At 53.2% G+C, this 17,752-nt stretch carries 20 protein-coding genes and 1 pseudogene; 10 read left to right on the top strand and 11 right to left on the bottom strand.

The window, feature by feature from the left end:
• Window positions 1–5: 5 nt before the first annotated feature.
• From BJL95_RS20985 to greB, 7 genes and pseudogenes are all read right to left on the bottom strand, one after another.
• On the bottom strand, window positions 6–926 hold the full coding sequence (locus BJL95_RS20985) for a nucleoside hydrolase (protein WP_071160597.1): 921 nt from the start codon (window positions 924–926) through the stop codon (window positions 6–8).
• On the bottom strand, window positions 923–1,933 hold the full coding sequence (locus BJL95_RS24280; RefSeq protein ID WP_083386191.1) for an iron-containing alcohol dehydrogenase: 1,011 nt from the start codon (window positions 1,931–1,933) through the stop codon (window positions 923–925). Before BJL95_RS24280 ends, BJL95_RS20985 begins: the two co-directional genes overlap by 4 nt.
• 146 nt (window positions 1,934–2,079) lie before the next feature.
• Window positions 2,080–2,408: pseudogene (locus BJL95_RS24275) on the bottom strand (transposase); the annotation flags it as partial.
• A 208-nt stretch (window positions 2,409–2,616) separates the two neighbouring features.
• The gene (gene dtd / locus BJL95_RS20975) at window positions 2,617–3,072 is read right to left on the bottom strand and encodes a D-aminoacyl-tRNA deacylase (RefSeq protein WP_071160595.1); all 456 of its coding nucleotides are present in this window, start codon (window positions 3,070–3,072) and stop codon (window positions 2,617–2,619) included.
• Complete coding sequence (locus BJL95_RS20970) at window positions 3,069–3,482, bottom strand: gamma-glutamylcyclotransferase (protein ID WP_071160594.1); 414 nt, start codon at window positions 3,480–3,482, stop codon at window positions 3,069–3,071. Before BJL95_RS20970 ends, dtd begins: the two co-directional genes overlap by 4 nt.
• A 3-nt stretch (window positions 3,483–3,485) precedes the next feature.
• Window positions 3,486–3,653, bottom strand: a complete 168-nt coding sequence (locus BJL95_RS25330) for a hypothetical protein (protein ID WP_175463766.1) — start codon at window positions 3,651–3,653, stop codon at window positions 3,486–3,488.
• Window positions 3,654–3,658: 5 nt separating this feature from the next.
• On the bottom strand, window positions 3,659–4,150 hold the full coding sequence (gene greB / locus BJL95_RS20965) for a transcription elongation factor GreB (RefSeq protein ID WP_064031795.1): 492 nt from the start codon (window positions 4,148–4,150) through the stop codon (window positions 3,659–3,661).
• Window positions 4,151–4,211: 61 nt separating this feature from the next.
• Here greB and BJL95_RS20960 point away from each other — a divergent pair, with 61 nt between their 5' ends.
• From BJL95_RS20960 to BJL95_RS20940, 5 genes are all read left to right on the top strand, one after another.
• Window positions 4,212–4,688 (top strand): peptidylprolyl isomerase, encoded by a 477-nt coding sequence (locus BJL95_RS20960; RefSeq protein ID WP_064031794.1) that lies wholly within the window; start codon window positions 4,212–4,214, stop codon window positions 4,686–4,688.
• Window positions 4,689–4,934: 246 nt separating this feature from the next.
• Window positions 4,935–6,566, top strand: coding sequence for a methyl-accepting chemotaxis protein (locus BJL95_RS20955; RefSeq protein ID WP_064031793.1), 1,632 nt, complete (start codon window positions 4,935–4,937; stop codon window positions 6,564–6,566).
• Window positions 6,567–6,682: 116 nt separating this feature from the next.
• The gene (locus tag BJL95_RS20950) at window positions 6,683–7,486 is read left to right on the top strand and encodes a ferritin-like domain-containing protein (protein WP_071160593.1); all 804 of its coding nucleotides are present in this window, start codon (window positions 6,683–6,685) and stop codon (window positions 7,484–7,486) included.
• A complete protein-coding gene (locus BJL95_RS20945; protein WP_071160592.1) occupies window positions 7,479–8,654 on the top strand; it encodes an NnrS family protein in 1,176 nt (391 codons plus the stop codon). Before BJL95_RS20950 ends, BJL95_RS20945 begins: the two co-directional genes overlap by 8 nt.
• A 75-nt stretch (window positions 8,655–8,729) precedes the next feature.
• On the top strand, window positions 8,730–9,455 hold the full coding sequence (locus tag BJL95_RS20940) for a pseudouridine synthase (RefSeq protein ID WP_064031791.1): 726 nt from the start codon (window positions 8,730–8,732) through the stop codon (window positions 9,453–9,455).
• Between the two features lie 240 nt (window positions 9,456–9,695).
• On the opposite strand, the gene BJL95_RS20935 is transcribed toward BJL95_RS20940, so the two are convergent.
• The 4 genes from BJL95_RS20935 to BJL95_RS20920 all read right to left on the bottom strand — a co-directional run bounded on the left by BJL95_RS20935 (window position 9,696) and on the right by BJL95_RS20920 (window position 14,436).
• Window positions 9,696–10,082 (bottom strand): RidA family protein, encoded by a 387-nt coding sequence (locus BJL95_RS20935; RefSeq protein WP_071160591.1) that lies wholly within the window; start codon window positions 10,080–10,082, stop codon window positions 9,696–9,698.
• 1 nt (window position 10,083) lies between these two features.
• The gene (locus BJL95_RS20930) at window positions 10,084–12,267 is read right to left on the bottom strand and encodes a bifunctional (p)ppGpp synthetase/guanosine-3',5'-bis(diphosphate) 3'-pyrophosphohydrolase (RefSeq protein WP_071160590.1); all 2,184 of its coding nucleotides are present in this window, start codon (window positions 12,265–12,267) and stop codon (window positions 10,084–10,086) included.
• A gap of 5 nt (window positions 12,268–12,272) precedes the next feature.
• Window positions 12,273–12,512, bottom strand: coding sequence for a DNA-directed RNA polymerase subunit omega (gene rpoZ / locus BJL95_RS20925; protein WP_064031788.1), 240 nt, complete (start codon window positions 12,510–12,512; stop codon window positions 12,273–12,275).
• A 472-nt stretch (window positions 12,513–12,984) separates the two neighbouring features.
• Entirely contained in the window at window positions 12,985–14,436 is a 1,452-nt protein-coding gene (locus tag BJL95_RS20920) for a M48 family metalloprotease (RefSeq protein ID WP_071160589.1), read from the bottom strand.
• A gap of 121 nt (window positions 14,437–14,557) precedes the next feature.
• Between BJL95_RS20920 and tusD the strand changes: the two genes are divergently transcribed.
• From tusD to BJL95_RS20895, 5 genes are all read left to right on the top strand, one after another.
• Entirely contained in the window at window positions 14,558–14,944 is a 387-nt protein-coding gene (gene tusD, locus BJL95_RS20915; protein ID WP_071160706.1) for a sulfurtransferase complex subunit TusD, read from the top strand.
• A 5-nt stretch (window positions 14,945–14,949) separates the two neighbouring features.
• Window positions 14,950–15,309: a sulfurtransferase complex subunit TusC gene (gene tusC / locus BJL95_RS20910; protein ID WP_071160588.1), complete on the top strand. Its 360-nt coding sequence runs from the start codon at window positions 14,950–14,952 to the stop codon at window positions 15,307–15,309.
• Between the two features lie 83 nt (window positions 15,310–15,392).
• Window positions 15,393–15,977 (top strand): PilZ domain-containing protein, encoded by a 585-nt coding sequence (locus BJL95_RS20905; RefSeq protein WP_064031785.1) that lies wholly within the window; start codon window positions 15,393–15,395, stop codon window positions 15,975–15,977.
• A gap of 18 nt (window positions 15,978–15,995) precedes the next feature.
• A complete protein-coding gene (birA, locus tag BJL95_RS20900) occupies window positions 15,996–17,000 on the top strand; it encodes a bifunctional biotin--[acetyl-CoA-carboxylase] ligase/biotin operon repressor BirA (protein ID WP_368086618.1) in 1,005 nt (334 codons plus the stop codon).
• Window positions 16,997–17,731, top strand: a complete 735-nt coding sequence (locus BJL95_RS20895) for a type III pantothenate kinase (protein ID WP_071160587.1) — start codon at window positions 16,997–16,999, stop codon at window positions 17,729–17,731. Before birA ends, BJL95_RS20895 begins: the two co-directional genes overlap by 4 nt.
• Window positions 17,732–17,752 lie beyond the last annotated feature (21 nt).

Here is a 17,752-nt window from a genome sequence, read left to right as displayed (position 1 = left end):
ATCTCTTAGTTTTCATTAAGTGTATTTATAAAATATGATTTGAAATCTAGATCAGTCAGATTATTACAGTATAAAATTGTGCTGGCGTTATTTATTTTTTCTGAAAACGTTTCACAGTGTCCTGCTCTATCACCATTTAAACAAATTTTTAAATTAATTGGTTTAGATGTTAAGAATTCACTATTTATTGCATACCCTACAGTTAACGGATCGTGCAGCCCAATGCCATCTTGACCAATTTCTTTTGAAAAAGCATACCAAATCTTTGTAATATCTTGGAATAGTTTTTTTTCTTTTAAGCTAATTATTTTATTACAGTCATCTTTATAAAATTGTACTTTGTTGGTTACATTCAATGGCACGAGAGTTGAATTTGTAGAGTTTTTCAATACATAATCTGCAGAATACGGGTCACAATAGAAGTTAAATTCTGAGTATTCTGTAATATTGCCTTTTACATCTATAGCGCCTCCCATTATAATTATTTCATTAAGGGAGTTCATGGTGTTTTTGTTTAATTTATAGGCATTAGCTATATTGGTTAGCGGTCCAATAGCAACAATAGCATCAATGCCCCCTCTTTTTATTTTATTAATAATGTGAGTTGCAGCATCATTGCCAATTGGATTAAAGCTGCAAGGTAGAGTTGATGACACATTCCCAAGCCCATCATCTCCAAAAACATATTTAGAATTTATCAGTTCTAGAGTTTTGGGTTTATCGGAACCCATAATTACTGGTATATCTATCCTACTCATAAACTCTAAAATTTTAAGTGTATTTACAGTGGTTTGATCTAGGGATACATTTCCATGAACAGTAGTTATTGAATCAACAACGAGCATCCTCGATTTTAAAGCAAATATAATTGCCATAGCATCGTCTACTCCGGTGTCACAATCTATTATTATTCTTTTCTTGTTCAAGATAGTTTTTTAAATATTTCGTCTAATATGGAGAAATCGTTTTGGGAGAAAAAATCGCCCAATATTGAACTTTTATCTGATATATCTGATAAAGCATTAATCAGAACTTGTTTTGGAATGCCTATATTATTCAATCCATCGTAATGATGTGGTATTAATAATTTTTTGAAGGCTTGTTTCAAATTATTATACAGCTCATAATTTTCAATCATTTTACAAAAAACATAAGCGGTTATTAGTGTTCCGATGCCTACAATTTGACCGTGAGTAGCAGAAATTAATTCATTATTTTTTTGGTAATCATACAACTTATTATACAAATGATGTTCGCCACCAGCACTTAAATCAGTATTGTCTCGCAAAATCACGTTCAATGACGAGTTGTGGAGATAAATTGCTAATTTATTTAAGCATTGCTCATCATAAGTAGTATAGTGTAGAAGAACCCATTTTAATGCGTCGAGCACTTCTGGGATGTTTTCTTTTACTTGTTCAATTGATAGAATATTTAACTTATATTGAATATCCATTGCTGCACTTATATTTGCGAATAAATCTCCAAAACCTGATTGCGTCCATCTTGTTAATTCATCTTCTGATGAATGCAATAAAGTAGGCATACTTATTATAGTTTTAAGTGGCGAATTTGTTTTTATTAACTCACTTCCGGTGTCAAAATGTATTCTGCTCCTATTATTGCTTATACAAGTTGTAGATAATATTGTTGGAAAAACAATTAATTCTTTTCCAATTGCACATGCTCTTGCAACATCCAGTACCGTGCATCCACCAACAGCTAATATTCTAGTATATTTATAATTTTCTGTTATTTTTTTAACTATAGAGTAACTGCTTGATTCAACTAAAGTAGTTTTTCCAATTTTCTTTGATGTTGGGTAATTATATCTGTCTGAAATAATTATACTACTTTCAGATAAATGGCTTCTTATCAAGTCCTTCAGGCTTTCACTGCTTATTATCAAGCTTGGCAATTTATTGTGTTTCATATTGTATGATTTTTTATGAATAATGCGCGAGCATAGGCTTTAATTTATGGTGACCTATTTTTATCATTTGATTTCAATTAACCTATGGCTGGATTTTAATTATAAATTAATTGCTTTCTAAGTTTTGCCATTATAGTGTTTCCTGATTACCCATAAGCCTCAGCCAATTTGATCAACCGCCCTGGCATGGGCGGGGTATTGGCCGCCGCGACGAGAAACCGAGGCATCATCGTTTGCAGAGCGAATCGGTGCTTAAAGCGGTCGCAAAATTCGGCCAGATAGCTAGGCAAATGTTTTGGATTGATTGAGTGGTAAGTCCCGTTAATTTAGCGCTTCACGTTGTTGATCTGGGTGTTGACCCTGGCGAATTTTTCTTCGGTTACGCTATTCGAGCCGCTACCGGTGACGATGGCTGGTGGTGGCAACCCTGATCAAGGATGGCTGAAATGCAGGCCAAAGAATCCGAACATACCAGACGGTTGGGATTCGTGTAAACCCAATGGTTTGGTCGCCCCACTTGGGCAGCCGTTTCAGGCTTTCTTGGCTGTGTTCGGCGGTATAGCTGGCTTTGTTGTCAGTCGATTTCGTGCTCGTGCTCGTGCTCGTGAAAGTACGTCTCTTTGGTTGAGAATACTCGCTTTTCAATGTGCCCACTATTCGTGAGCAGATCACGGGTATGGTCGTCATCGATAGAACTTATTCGCGCTACGTAATGTAAAGGTCACCGGGCCGTCGTTGGTTAGCGAGACTTGCATGTCGGCGCCGAAGCGGCCGAATTGCGCGCCGGGATGGAGGTCGCGCGCGCGACCTTGCAGATAGGCGAACAAGTCGCGGCCCAGTGCCGGCGGCGCGGCGGCGGTAAAGCTGGGCCGGTTGCCGCTATCGGTGTCGGCGGCCAGCGTGAATTGCGGCACCAACAGCAGGCCGCCGTCGATGTCGCGCAGGCTCAGGTTCATCTTGCCCTGGGCGTCGGCGAAGATCCGGTAGCTTAAAATGCGTTCCAGCAGCCGGTCGGCGCTGTTCCGGGTGTCGGGCTTTTCGACGCCGACCAAGGCCAGGATGCCTGGGCCGATCCGGCCGATTTCGATGCCGTCCACGACCACTTCGGCGTGACGGACGCGTTGGATCACGGTAATCATGGATTTAACAGGGTCAGATACTGGCGGTAATCGCCGGATTCGATGCGGGGCAGTCCGTGGGTTGGCCGGTTGTACAAATAGGCCCAGGCCGGGCGGATACGCTGATTTTGGGTGACTTCGACGATTTCGCGGCGGTACTCGCGCGGCTCGGTAAATTCGGCGGAACATTCCTCGTAGGCATCCAGGCGGGCTAGCAGATCGGTATCGCCGCGCAAATCGTAAAGTTCGCCGTGGATCAGATACATGGCGTCGCCAATGACAGCAGCCGGGTAGCGGCCGACATCGTAAAGCGCTCCAGTCAAGCTCGCCGGCCCCAAGGCCGCCGCGCCGCTCAAAATATCCTGGTGGGCGGGACCGCAATCGCTACGCAAGCTACCGTAGACGAATAGAGGGAGATTAGTTTCCGGCATGGCTCAGGTCTCGTAAATCCTGTCAAGCAAGGCCTTGAACCAACGCGGTCGAAATACGATGACCCAAATCAGTAGCAAGCCGAACAACGGAATCGGACCAATTTCCAACACGGTCAATACCGCCACTGCGAATAGCAGCTTGATGCGTAACCAGTAGGAATGGGTGCTCATGGGCCTTAGTAACGGATTGCGGTGATGTAATAGCGAGTTTCTTGCTCGGCATGACGCACCACGACCTCGTCGTCCAGCAGCTTTTTCAGCAGCGCGCGGGCCAGTGGCGAATCCAGGCTGATCAAGCCGCCGGACGTGTCGATTTCGTCGGCGCCGACGATGCGATAAGTCATTTCTTCCCCCTCCATTGTTTCCAAGGTGACCCAGGCGCCGAAAAACACTTGGTCTTGGCGGGCGGGTTTTTCGGCGACCACGGTCAGGCCGGGCAGGCGCTTTTGTAAATAATGAATGCGTCTATCGATTTCACGCAGTTCCTTCTTGCGGTAGATGTACTCCGCGTTCTCCGAGCGATCCCCTTCGGCGGCGGCGGCGGCCAGCGCGGCGGTCACATGCTTGCGCCGTTCCCAAAGCTGTTTGAGTTCCAGTTCCAAGGTTTGATAGCCGGCGGCGGTGATATACGGCGACGATTTAGGGCGAGGAGGTCTCCAGCGCGACATGTATTTTCGGGGAAAAGGTTATATTATGGCGCCTTCAAATTTTTCTCTATCAAGGCGCTTTATGCAGATTACCAATAATACCGCAGTCTCCTTTCATTATACCTTAACCAACCGGGACGGCGAGCAGCTGGACAGTTCGCGCGGCGAAGCACCGTTGGTTTATTTGCACGGCGCCGGCAACATCATCGCCGGCTTGGAAGCGGCGCTGGCCGGCAAGCAAACCGGCGATAAATTCAACGTCACGATAGCGCCCGATCAGGCTTACGGCGAAATTCAAGAAGAAATGAAGCAAGTCGTGTCGAAAACCATGTTCGGCGACATGGAGGTCGAAGTGGGCATGCAATTTCACGCCGACGTCAATTACGGTTCTGGCGTCATCACCGTGACCGAAATCAACGGCGACGACGTGACGATAGACGGCAATCACCCGCTGGCGGGCGAGGCCTTGACCTTTGACGTCGAAGTGGTCGATGTGCGTCCGGCCACCGCCGACGAAATGTCTCACGGCCATGTTCACGGCGCCGGTTGCAGTCACTAAGTCCATCTTCCAGATAGGCGCCGAGCGATAACACGGGCTTGGCGCCAGTATCCGAATCCCGCCGGTCGGCCGGGGTACTTGGTACGGCGAGTTACCAGTCTCGTGTTCCCGTAACAGTGCCGGTCGGCGGTATTTCCCGGCCGGCTTGATGGCCCTCTATTCAGTCAACGCGCTTCACAAAACCACGCTTTCGCTTGTTGTCTATACTTCCCTGACACTCATCGTCTTGATAAGGGAGAAGCAGATATGTTGGCGAATTTGAAAATTGCCACGTTATTGGCCTGGAGTCTCAGCGGAGTCGTGATTTTGAACGTCGCGATGGTCGGCGTGACGCATTTCAAGAGCAGCGAAGTGGGCGACGGTGCCAAGTTTATCTCGGAGACGGTGTATCCGACCACGGCGCATGCCAACAACATTCGCATGAACGTGTTGCGCAACTGGGCCAATACCCTGTTACTGGGTGAAACCAGCGATCCCGGCGAGATCGAAGCGATTACCCACGAGATGACCGCCAATAGCGCGAGTATTACCGCCAGCTTCGAGTTTTTGAACGCTGCCGTCGCCGATCCGGCGGACAAGCAATTGCTGGCCGAGACCCTCGCCGCTCGTAAAACCTATACCGACAATCGCAAACAGTACGTCGAGTTGGTGAAGTCCGGAATGGCGGACGAGGCCAAGCGGTATCTGGTCAACACGCTGCGCGGCAACATTAGCGAATACGTTCGATTGATCGGCAAACTCGGCGACGCCCAGACCGACAAGATGGATAGGCAAATCGCGGACATGTTGGCGCAATTTGCCGGGTTGAAATGGACTAACCTGGGCTTGGGTTTGGTGGTGGTGTTGTTCTCGCTGACCACCGCAGTGTTCATTGTACGCGGGGTGCTCGGCAAGCTGGGCGGCGAAGCGTTCGAGGTCAGCGACATCGCCAGTCAAATCGCCGCCGGCAATTTAAAGGTCAAGATTCCGGTCAAGCCGGGAGATGCCGCTAGCGTGGTCGCGTCGATGGCCAGCATGCGCGATAAATTGCGCGATATTGTCGGTGCGATCGAGCAAGGTTCGCATCGGGCCGCGCTGGCGGCGCATCGATTGGCGGAGACCGCCGATGAAGTATCGAAGGCTTCTTACGTTCAGAGCGAAGCCGCCAACACGACCGCCGCCGCCGTGCAACAGATGACGGCCAGTATCAGCGAAGTCGCCAACAGCGCCAGTTCCGCCCGCGAAATCAGCCGCCAAACCGAGCAAATTTCCAGCGCGGGCCGCGAGGTGATTTTGCGGGCGGCCTCCGGAATGGCCAACATCGCCGCCGCGGTCGCCGATTCGGCCGCGGCTATCGCCAGCCTGGAACAGCAGTCCAATGAAGTGACTGCCATCGTCAACGTGATTCGCGGCATTGCCGATCAAACCAATTTGCTGGCCTTGAATGCCGCGATCGAAGCGGCTCGGGCCGGCGAGCAGGGGCGGGGGTTCGCGGTGGTCGCAGACGAAGTGCGCAAGCTGGCCGAACGCACCTCGCGTTCGACGTTGGAAATCGCCCAAACCATCGCGAAAATCCAAAGCGGCACCCAAAGCGCGGTGACGACGATGTCGGCGGGAGTGGCGCAGGTGGATGCCGGCGCGGACTTGGCCAGGCAGGCGGGTTTGTCGATCGACGAGATCGAAAATAGCTCGGCGAACGTTGCGCTACACATTCAACAAATCACCGCCGCGATTCATGAGCAAAACATCGCTTGTTCCGAAATTGCCCGTAACGTCGAGCGCATCGCCCAAATGACGGTAGACAACTCGACGGCCGTCCACAAAACTTCGGATGCCGCTCGGGAGTTGGAGGGTATTTCCGGCGCGCTCGAGAAAACCATTGCCTATTTCCACCTCTAACCGCGATCGTCTGTCCTTAGCGGGCGCCGAGCGCGGCGCTATCCGTTAAAATCTCCGGTTTGACCGCTTTTAGGGCCGATTTCCGGTCTTCGAAAACCGGCGGTACCGGAGAGACATTGGAAAATTTATTCGAGATTGCCGAACGTTGTTTGTTCGACGGCGATATCGCCGCCAAGTTAAACCACACACGGCGCGCAAAGCAGCTTTGCGACGCCGGGGCGCTGGCCTTTGACGATACCGGTCGAGTTCGAGCGATGGCCGATACCGTATTTCCGGCTCGGCCTATCCTGGCGATGCCGCGCGACATGCCGCGGCGGCGCTTGGATTCCGATGCTGGCAAGGCGGCATTCTTTCATGCGTTGGCGCATATTGAATTCGTCGCGATTTATCTGGCTTGGGACATGGTCTATCGATTTCGCGGCCTGCCGGCCGATTTTTATCGGGATTGGCTGGCCGTCGCCGCCGAGGAGGCCGAACATTTCGCGATGATTCGCGAGCACATGCGCCGCTATTCGGTGGATTACGGCGATTTGCCCGCGCACCGGGGCTTGTGGACGCATGCGGAGGACACCGTCGGCGATGTGCTGGCCCGCCTGGCCGTGGTGCCGCGTTGCATGGAGGCGCGCGGCCTGGATGTGACGCCGGGCATGATCGCCAAGCTTCAGGCATTGGGCGATGTGCCGGGGGTTGCCGTCCTGGCGCGGATTTACCAGGACGAAATTGGCCACGTCGAGCGGGGTTCCTATTGGTTCAAGCGCTTGTCGGCCGAACGCGGACTAAATCCGGAACAGCACTACCAAACCTTGTTATTGACGCATTACCAAGGCAAGCCCAAGGGCCCGTTTAACCGAGAAGTGCGTATAATCGCCGGATTCTCGGATCACGAAATCGATTGGCTGGAGGAGCGCTTGCATGAATAACAAACCGGTTTTTGATTATCCGCTGTTCGCGATGGGCTTTCGGGCGTTTTTCGCGTTGGCGGGTTTATCGGCGCTGGCTTTGATTGGGCTTTGGAACGCGATGTCCAACGGCAATCTGCATGTCGACCACTATTTTCCAGGCACGCTCTGGCATGCTCACGAAATGTTGCTGGGTTACACCTCGGCAGTGATCGCCGGATTTTTGTTGACCGCCGTCGCCAACTGGACCTCGCGGCCGACGGTCAGCCCGGATCAATTGGCATCCTTGAGTTTTCTGTGGTTGTACGGCAGGGTGCTGCCGTTTTATTCCGAATGGCTGCCGGACGTGTTAATCGCGGCGGTCGATTGGAGTTTTCTGCCGGCGTTGACTTACTTTGTCGCTCGACCGATCTTACAAGCCCGGCAATATCAACACGGGGTGTTCGTCGCGTTGCTACTGCTGATGGCACTGGCGAATGCCTGGATACACGGCGAAGTGCTGGGCTGGTCTGTCGCCGGAGCCGCGCGGGGGCTGAATTTGATGGCGGGACTGGTGGTCGTAATGATTTTAGTGATCGCCGGCCGGGTGTTTCCGTTTTTTACCGAACGGGGTTTGTCGGGGGTCATCTGCATTCGTAGCCCCGCCTTGGACATCGCGGCGATTTTGGCCGGCGCGGCGGTATTTTTATTATTGTTGATCGGCGTTTCCGGTCTGTTTCTGGCGGCGATGGCGTTTGCGGCAGCGGTTTTGAGCCTGTTGCGCATCGCCGGTTGGTACAACCCGCGTATCTGGTATGTACCGCTGCTGTGGGTGCTCTACATCGGCTACGCTTGGGTGATTGTAGGTTTCGTTCTGGTGGCGCTGTCGGCGTTTGCATGGGTGGCGCCGGCCTTGGCCTTGCATGCATTCACGGTTGGCGGGATCGGGATTTTGACCTTGGGCATGATGGCGAGGGTCGCGCTCGGCCATACCGGACGCGCCTTGAAAGCCTCCAACGTGATTGCGATCGCCTTTATCGCCGTCAATCTGGCGGCCTTGTTCCGGGTGCTGGTCCCTGCACTGATGCCGACCTGGTACGGCGGCCTGGTGATGGCATCCGCCTATTGTTGGCTGGCGGCGTTTTCGCTGTTTGCGTTTTACTATGCGCCAATATTGACCGCGCCGCGCCTGGACGGCCAGCCGGGTTGAGTGTCGGCGCGCAAGGTTCTTCTTAGTTCGCCGCGCTTGAATTAGGCTATATCAACATCGGCCAGCGAATCGTCGATGTCGTTAGAGTGTAATCCGCTAACCGAGCTTTACCGGGACCCGTGGCTGTTGGCCGTACACAAGCCGGCTGGCTTACTGGTGCATCGCAGTCCCATCGATAAGCACGAAACCGAGTTCGCTCTGCAATATGCACGAGCGATGAACGGCGGCGAGCACGTCTACCCGGTGCATCGGCTGGATCGTCCCACTTCCGGTCTATTAGTGTTCGCTCGCGACCCGAGTACCGCGAGTGTCTTAGGCAAAACGCTGATGGCGGGTCAGGTTTCCAAAACCTATCTGGCGATGGTACGCGGCTGGTTGCCGGAACACGGCTTGATCGATCACCCTTTACGCGACGAGCCGGAAGACCGGCGGCGGAAAGGCGAGTCGCAGCCCGAGCGTGAAGCCCGCACCCGTTACCGGCGCCTGGCGACGACGGAAATCCCGGTTGAGATTGAAGGCCATTCGACGAGTCGCTACAGTCTGGTCGAGTTGTGCCCGGAAACCGGTCGAAAGCATCAATTGCGCCGGCATATGAAACATATCAGTCACCCTATCATCGGCGACGCCAATCACGGCCGAGGCCGCCACAACCGTTATTTCGCCGAGCGTTTCGGTCAAGGGCGATTAATGCTCGCGGCCACCGCGTTGGATTTTCCGCACCCGATTACCGGCGAGCGTCTGCATTTGCAGGCTTCGCCCGAACCGAGTTTTTTGCAAGTGCTGTCGGTGTTTCAAACTTAGGGTACGGATCGGCAGGCCTTTGCTGGAGGCATCGACGGTAGTGATCCGACTCCTTGAAAGAGACCGGTAAAACCGAGATCTCTTGCACCGAATTGTTTCTGGAGTCCTCGCCTGGATCCCTTTGATGAAGTCCGGTTTTGGATTGGCCTAAGCGGAAAACGTACTGACCGAGGGGAAGGTCCGCGCCTGCAAGTCGGCACCGAGTTCGCGCGCCGGATGTGGTAGCGCGGCGATGAATGATCAGTTAGCCAAGACCATCACGCCATCAATTTCAACACCGACGCCTCTGGGTAGAGAAGCCACGCCGACAGCGGCGCGGGCGGGGTAGGGTTGGCTGAAATATTCGGCCATGATTTCGTTGACGGTGGCGAAGTTGCCGAGGTCGGTCAGAAAGATGTTGAGTTTGACGATGTCGCTGAAATCGCCGCCGGCGGCTTGGGCGACGGCTTTCAAGTTATCGAACACGCGGCGGATTTGGACGGCGATATCGCCTTCGACCACTTGCATGGTCGCCGGGTCCAACGCGATCTGGCCGGACAGGTAAACGGTATCGCCGACTTTGACGGCTTGCGAATAGGTGCCGATCGCTTGCGGGGCATTCGGGGTGGAGATGATTTCCTTGCTCATGTTAGGCCTTGATGCGGGTGATTTTCAAAACGATGGAAAGTTTTTTCAGTTTGCGGATGATGTTGGCCAGATGGACCCGGTCGCGCACCGCCAGGATCAGCAGGTCGACCGACACTCGATCGTCCTGGCTGACGACGGTGATGTTTTCGATGTTCGAGTCCATCCCTGATATCGTCGAGGCGATCGTCGCTAGCGAACCGCGTTGGTTTAATAACTCAATGCGGATCTCGGCCGGGAATTCGCCGCTGGCTTCCGGACTCCATTCCACGTCCAACCAACTGGTTTGCTTTTTTCTGACTTCGTTGCTGTTGCGGCACTCGTGGTGATGAACGACGATGCCCTTGCCGGGATTGAAGAAGCCGATGATCGGATCGCCGGGGATCGGCCGGCAACATTTGGCCAGGCTGACGACAATGCCTTCGGTGCCTTTGATGATCAGTGGCGTACTGGCCTTGGGCACGTTGTCGTGCAGCTTGACTGCGGCGTTGACGTCGGTTTGGGCGATGTGTTTCGCGACCAGGAAGGGCATTTTGTTGCCGAGACCGATGTCTTCCAGCAAGTCGTTCAACGAGTGCTTTTTCAAGACTTGCAACACTTGCAGAATTCGGCTGTTATCGACCTGTTCGAGCTGGATGCCGATGCTTTGCAGTTCTTTTTCCAGCAGGCGGCGACCGAGGTTGATCGCTTCTTGTTGTTTGAAGTTCTTCAGATAGGCGCGAATACAACTGCGGGCCTTGGCCGTGGTGACGTAGTTCAGCCACAACGGATTGGGGCGGGCCCAGGCGGCGGTGATGACTTCGATGGTCATGCCGTTTTCCAGCTTGGTTTGCAGCGGTACCAGCTTTTTGTCGATCCGGGCCGAGATGCAGGCGTTGCCGACGTCGGTATGCACCATATAGGCGAAATCGACGATGGTCGCGCCGCGCGGCAGTTTGATGATCTTGCCCTTGGGCGTGAAGACGAAGACTTCTTGCGGAAACAGATCGACCTTGAGGTTGTCGATGAACTCCAGCGAATCGCCGGCGGACTTTTGAATTTCCAGCAAATCGCGCAACCATTCGTTGGCGCGCGCCTGTATCGTCTCGCTTTTGTCCTTATCCGACTTGTACAGCCAATGCGCGGCGATCCCGGATTCGGACATGCGATGCATGTCGTGGGTGCGGATCTGAATCTCGATCGGCACGCCGTAGGGGCCTATCAAAATGGTGTGCAGCGATTGGTAGCCGTTGGCCTTGGGTAGGGCGATATAGTCCTTGAAGCGGCCGGGCACCGGTTTATAAAGGTTGTGCACGCAGCCCAACGCCCGATAGCAGTCGTCGACTTGGGCGCAATAAATCCGGAAGGCGTAGACATCGAACACGTCGGTGAAGGAGATGCGCTTGTTCAGCATTTTTTGGTAAATGCTGGCGATATTTTTTTCGCGGCCCGCCACGGTGGCGCTGAGACTGCTTTCGTTTAAGCGATTTTGGATCGCGTTTTGGATAGTATCGATGATTTCCTTACGATTGCCGCGCGATTTTTTGACGGCATTGGAAATCACCGAATAACGGTAAGGGTGGAGCGCCTTGAACCCCAGCGATTCAAGCTGATGGCGGATCTCGTTCATCCCGAGTCGGTTGGCGATCGGGGCGTAGATTTCCAGGGTTTCCTTGGCGATCCGGCGTTTCTTGTCGGAGGGCATATTGCCCATGGTCTGCATGTTATGCAGCCGGTCGGCAAGCTTGACGACAATGACGCGCAAATCCTGAGCCATCGCCAGAAACATTTTGCGGACGTTTTCGGCTTGAGCTTCGGCACGCGAGCGGCTATCGATTTTGGACAATTTGGTGACGCCGTCCACCAGTTCGGCGACTTCGACGCCGAATTGCAGACCGAGTTGTTCCTTGCTGATCGGCGTGTCTTCGATGACATCGTGCAGGATCGCCGCCATGATGCCGTGGACATCCATGTGCATGCTCGCCAGCGTGATCGCCACCGAAACCGGATGACAAATATAGGCTTCGCCGCTACGGCGAAATTGTCCGGAATGTGCCGTCGCACCGTAATGGTAGGCGCGGACGACGTCGTTGACTTGGTCGGCATCGAGATAGCCGCGTAGGCCCTCGCAGAGCTGGTGAAGCAGTTTCTCTTCGGGATGCTCTATCGCGGGTAGGGCCGGGGCGGGTTTGGCGGCTGTCTCGGGCATGGACTTTAGATTTCGATATGGGTTTCCGAAACGTAGCCGGCGCGATGCAGACTGTCGACATTGCTTTCGGATACAAAACCGGCTGCGATCTCGCGCAGGGCCACGACGGTATCCTTGTCTTTACCGCGCGGGACGAACTCGTCCGCGCCTTTTTCCAATTGTCTGGCCCGTTTACTGGCCAGTAATACCAGTTTGAAACGGTTTTCGACATTTTCTAAACAATCTTCAACGGTAACGCGTGCCATGTTTTAACCTTGGTGAGTTTTGTGAGGATGCTTGAGCACTGAGGACGGCTCGATCTTAGGGCCTCGGCCCAAGCGGGGCTTCGATTATAAGATAAAAGGCCGGCTTAGCCAATTGCCGAACAGAGTTGCGTAGACGGGGAAATCGATAGGCAATAAAAAGCCCGCTAACGCGGGCCCGTCCTGTTGTTGTAATTATTGTTGTTATGGTTGTGGACGCCTGTCTCGAAGACAGTTTAGTTAAGCAGTTACACTAATTATTATTGTTGTTCAGCCTTTATACAGGCCGCTTCCCTCCCCCTAAAGCTACGACCGCCTTGGGTCGCATGCACTCCGTAAAAGGTGGGCGAAGTGTAGTGAAAAAAGTTCCGACTGTCCAACAAAAAATACGCGATTTCGGGATGGTTGTTTTGCCTCGAAATTATTTGAGAATTACAAGGGTTTGCGATAGATAAGTGCCTGTTAACATTGCTGTTTAGTGTTCTGCTTTGCGAGACTCCTCCTCGCTGATGAAGAAATTGAGGCGTTCGTTGAGGATGGCTTGTAGTTGAAAGCTGAGATCGGTTTCTTGTCTGGCGAGTTTGATTTGGGTCATCGCGGCTTCAGTATCGCCGCTAGCGAAATAATATTCGGCCATGTAGCGGTGGGATTCGGCCGGTTGTTTTAAATCGGCATGGATTTGCGCCAGTAGCTCGTAATAGAAGGGTTGCTGTTTTTGATAATCCGACATTGATTGCAAGACTTGTCGCGCTCTCTCGGGCTGGCTGTTTTTGATCAACGCCCGGGTGAGTTCGATCTTGATCGCGTCGTTGCTGGGAAAGCGCTCGCTGGTTTTGCTTAATAGGTTGCTGGCTTTTTGATAGTCGTGGCTGTCCATTGCGGTTCTAGCCAGCGCGAACGGGTATTGCGGTTGATTCGGATATTGGTCGGTCAATTGCTGAAAGATTTCTGAGGCCTGGGCGAATTCTTGAGCGTCCTGGTGGATCAAGCCGATGCCATAGCGTGCTACCGCCCGCTGTTCCGTCGTGCCCTGCAGTTCCAAGGTCGCGAAGTGCTTTAGCGCCGATTTTTTATCGCTCGCGGTGGTGACCATCAGCTTGGCTTTCGTCAATAGGTAGCCGAGCGAGTCGGGAATTTGCCGATAGGCATAGGTTTCAGCCCTGCCGCGGGTGTCGGCGATCCGGCTTTCGGAGACCGGGTGGGTACGTAAAAACTCAGGTACGCCCTTGCCGTAATAGCGGGTCGATTGCATTAGTTTTTCGAAGAATACCGGCATCGCGCGCGGATCGAAATTGGAATCGGCCAACGTCTGCATGCCGACCCGATCGGCTTCTTTTTCGTGTTCGCGGGTAAAATCGATCTGAAACTGAATATTACCGGCCTGGACCGCCATCAGGGCCGCCTGGCCCATGTTCGGCGATTGAGTGGCGACCAGAATGGCCGCTAACGTCGCGGCGACGGTCGGTATCGACATTTTGCTGGCTTTTTCGATCGAGCGGTATAAATGGCGTTGAGTGACGTGGCCGATCTCGTGAGCCATGACCGACGCCAATTCGCTTTCGGATTCGGTCAAAAGTATCAAGCCGGAATTGACGCCGATGTAGCCGCCGGGGCCGGCAAAGGCGTTGATATCCGGTTCCATGACCACGAAAAAATGGAACGGCGTTGCCGGATTGTCGCTGTGCGCCGCCAATTGCCTGCCAATGTTTTGAATGTACTGCTCGATTTCCAGGTCTTGACTGATTTCGGCCTGAGTGTGCAGATTGCGGAAAAATGCCTCGCCGAATTCCCGTTCCTGGACCGGCGAGATCAGCGCGCCCGCGGAATCACCCATGTCCGGTAGTTGCATTTTTTCGATTTCAATGGCTCCGCCAGAGGCGGTGAACAAAGTCAGGCTTAAGCCGAGAATTAGGGCAGTCAATTTCATGAAGGCTGGGACAGCAAACGGCGGTCAAGGGTTCAATCGCGCAAGGATTCGCGGCAAAGTCGTTAGAGCCGTATTAAAATGCGGCGTATGGTTGAATTTGCCCGGTACATTTTACAGCGTGATGAAATTTGCAGTACAGGTTAATGGTAGTCCTTATTTGACCAATGCCGGTTTGCACGCATTTCGGTTTGTGGAAGCGGCATTGGCCCAAGGTCACGAGGTCGTTCGGGTATTTTTTTATCGCGATGGTGTCTACCATGCGTTCCGCTACGCCAGTCCGCCCGATGATGAGCGAGCACCGGTCGCGGACTGGAGTCGATTGGCGGAACTGAATGGCATCGATTTGGTGGTTTGCATATCGGCGGCGCAACGGCGCGGCCTGTTGTGCGCGGACGAGGCGCGGCGCCAGGGTAAAAACGACGATGATGTGGCGCCCGGTTTTCGGATTGCCGGCTTGGGGCAATGGCTGGAAGCGACTTTGGTCGCGGACCGTTATTTGACGTTCTAATCGCCATGAAAAAACGTTACTTGTTTATGTTGTCCCAGGCCCCGCATTGCGGTAACGGTGTCCAGGAAGCCTTGGACTTGATCTTAACGACCGCCGCATTCGATCAGACCGTTGGTGTGTTGTTCGTCGATGATGGCGTCTGGCAGGTGGTCGAGGGGCAGCGAGCGAGTGGGCTAGGGCTAAAAGATACGGCGGGAATGTTCGAAGCGCTGGCTTTTTATGGGGTCTCCGACGTGTTTGTCGAACATGAGTCCCTGATCGAACGCGGTGTGGAGGTCTTTGTGCCGATAATACCTCTGAAGCCGCTTGGGCGCCGCGATTTGCCCGCGCTTTTCAGCGGCTACGATGTGGTCGTGGGCGGCTAAGGTTCACGTTTCCGATCGTGGATACGCTAGAATTGCTGGAATATCGATTGAATCCTATCTAAAAATTTGAGGACAGAGCGGCCATGGCGGACGAAATTACAGAAAAAAGGCGATATTTTCGGGTCAACGACACGATTAACTTGTTGCACAAAGTCATCGACAAAAATCACGTCAAGGTATTGAGCCATGTGTCCGACGATGTGCTCAGCAACTGTTCGCTCGCGTCCGCGTTGGAAGTGCTTAATCAAGAGGCCAGATTATTGGCGCCGAGATTGGAACGGCGCGATCCGGATCTGTTCGAATATTTGAAGTTGCTGGATACCAAAATCAATTTGATCGCCCAGGTGTTGACCAGCCAGTCCGAGCAATTTTCGGAACACGATACCCGGGAAGTCAGCCTGAGCGCCACCGGTTTGGCGTTTAGCAACGAAACGCCGGTGTCGGAAGGTGAAGTTCTGGAACTGAGAATGTTGCTGACGTCCTGCATGGCGGTCATTGTCGCTTACGCCAGAGTCGTGCACTGCAAGGATATTTCTGCGGATAATCCCGAGCGGCCGTACGCGGTTTGCGTGGAATACATCAACATGAAAGAAGACGACAGGGAGTTATTGATCAAGCATGTGGTTAAAAAACAGCTGCAACAACTACGCGATAAAAACGAAACTTGAAACGGCCTGGGCCCTTAGTTGCGGGACGGTTCATTGATTTCTCCGGTCGATAGACAACTCATTGCCCTTTTGGTCGACGGGCGATTTCATTCAGGTACCGAATTGGCGGGAGCGCTCGGCGTCAGTCGCTCGGCGGTCTGGAAGCATTTGCAAGGGTTGAGCGAGCTGGGTATTGAAATATTGGCCGTGTCGGGTAAGGGTTACCGTTTGGCTACACCTATGGATCTGTTGGACAGTGAGCGAATTTTCGCTTATTTGCACCATCGCGCTTCCGGTCTCTTGACTGGATTGGAGGTCCACGGCCTTATTGCTTCCACCAATACCTACTTACACGAACTTGCCGAACAAGGTGTGCCTGGCGGCCTGGTTTGCCTCGCCGAACGCCAAACAGCCGGCAAGGGGCGGCGTGGTCGGCAATGGGTTTCGCCGTTTGGGCGGAATATTTATTTGTCGATACTATGGCGTTTTCAAGGCGGTCCCGCCGCCATCGCCGGACTGAGTCTGGCGCTGGGCGTAGCGACAATCCAAGCGTTGCGTCAGTTGGGCGCTCACGACGTCGGATTGAAATGGCCTAACGACATCTATTGGCGACAGCGGAAATTGGGCGGTATTTTGATTGAAGTTTCCGGTGAAAGCGACGGACCCTGCCATGCGGTGGCCGGACTAGGATTGAATGTCGATATGTCGGCCAAGCAAGGTGAGGCTATCGATCAGGACTGGGCGGATTTGGTGGCGGTCTTGGGCGGCTCCGCTCGTCCCGATCGCAATCGGGTCAGCGGTGTGTTACTAAATCATTGGCTTCCGGTGTTGGCGGAGTTCGAGCAGCGTACCCTGGTCGATTACATCGAAGACTGGCGTGAGGTCGATTGCATGGTGGGAAAAACGGTGGATATTTCAATAGGGAGCCTTGCGCATCGCGGAACTGTGGCCGGCATCGACGACCAAGGTTTTCTGTTGCTAACGGATGCGAACGGTGAGCTACGCCGCTTCGCGTCCGGCGAGGTGAGTTTTAGCAAATCGTGATTTTATTGGTCGACCTGGGTAACAGCCGTTTGAAATGGGCATTGGCGGTCGACGGTAAGGTCGGCGACCTCCACGCGGTCGATTATCGACAAGCCGGATTCGCAGCTTGGTTACGGCGGCAATGGCAAATATATGCCACACCCGATTGTATCGGCGTCGCCGCTGTCGGTGCGCCGGCAGTCCTCGACGATGTGCTGAGCGTGGCGCAATCGTTGTGGCCGGGGGTGGCGATTGTGAAGCCGTTATCGACGGCGAGCTCAGCGGGAGTCGTTAATGCTTACCGCTTTCCCGATAAGCTTGGAATTGATCGATGGCTGGCTTTGCTGGCGGTTCGCCGTGATTATCCGGGGCAATGGTGTGTCGTTGACTGCGGGACCGCAATCACGTTGGACTTGCTTTCCGAAGATGGCCGGCATCAGGGTGGTCTAATAGCTCCTGGCGTTAGCCTGATGAAGGGGGTATTGGCGTCTGGTACGGAGGTACTGCCGCTGGTCGAACGGCAAGCGGACTTTGGGCTTGGAATGACTACCGAAGCGGCCATCGATAGTGGTGTGTTGTCCGCTGCAATCGGGTTGATAGAGGCGACTTTGATCAGGCATCCGCATTACCGATTATTAATGTGCGGCGGCGATGCTGAGCTGTTACAGGGGCTTTTGACGGTGGAGGCCGTCGTCGATGTCAAATTAGTATTAAAGGGTTTGCTGATCTGTTGCGAGGCGGGCCGGAGATGAGGTTTTTTTTTCTGCTATTGT

This window comes from Methylomonas sp. LWB (assembly GCF_001856095.1).
GTDB lineage: Bacteria > Pseudomonadota > Gammaproteobacteria > Methylococcales > Methylomonadaceae > Methylomonas > Methylomonas koyamae_A.
The sequence above is the reverse complement of the archived record's forward strand: the minus strand, read 5'-3'. Positions and strand labels throughout refer to the sequence as shown.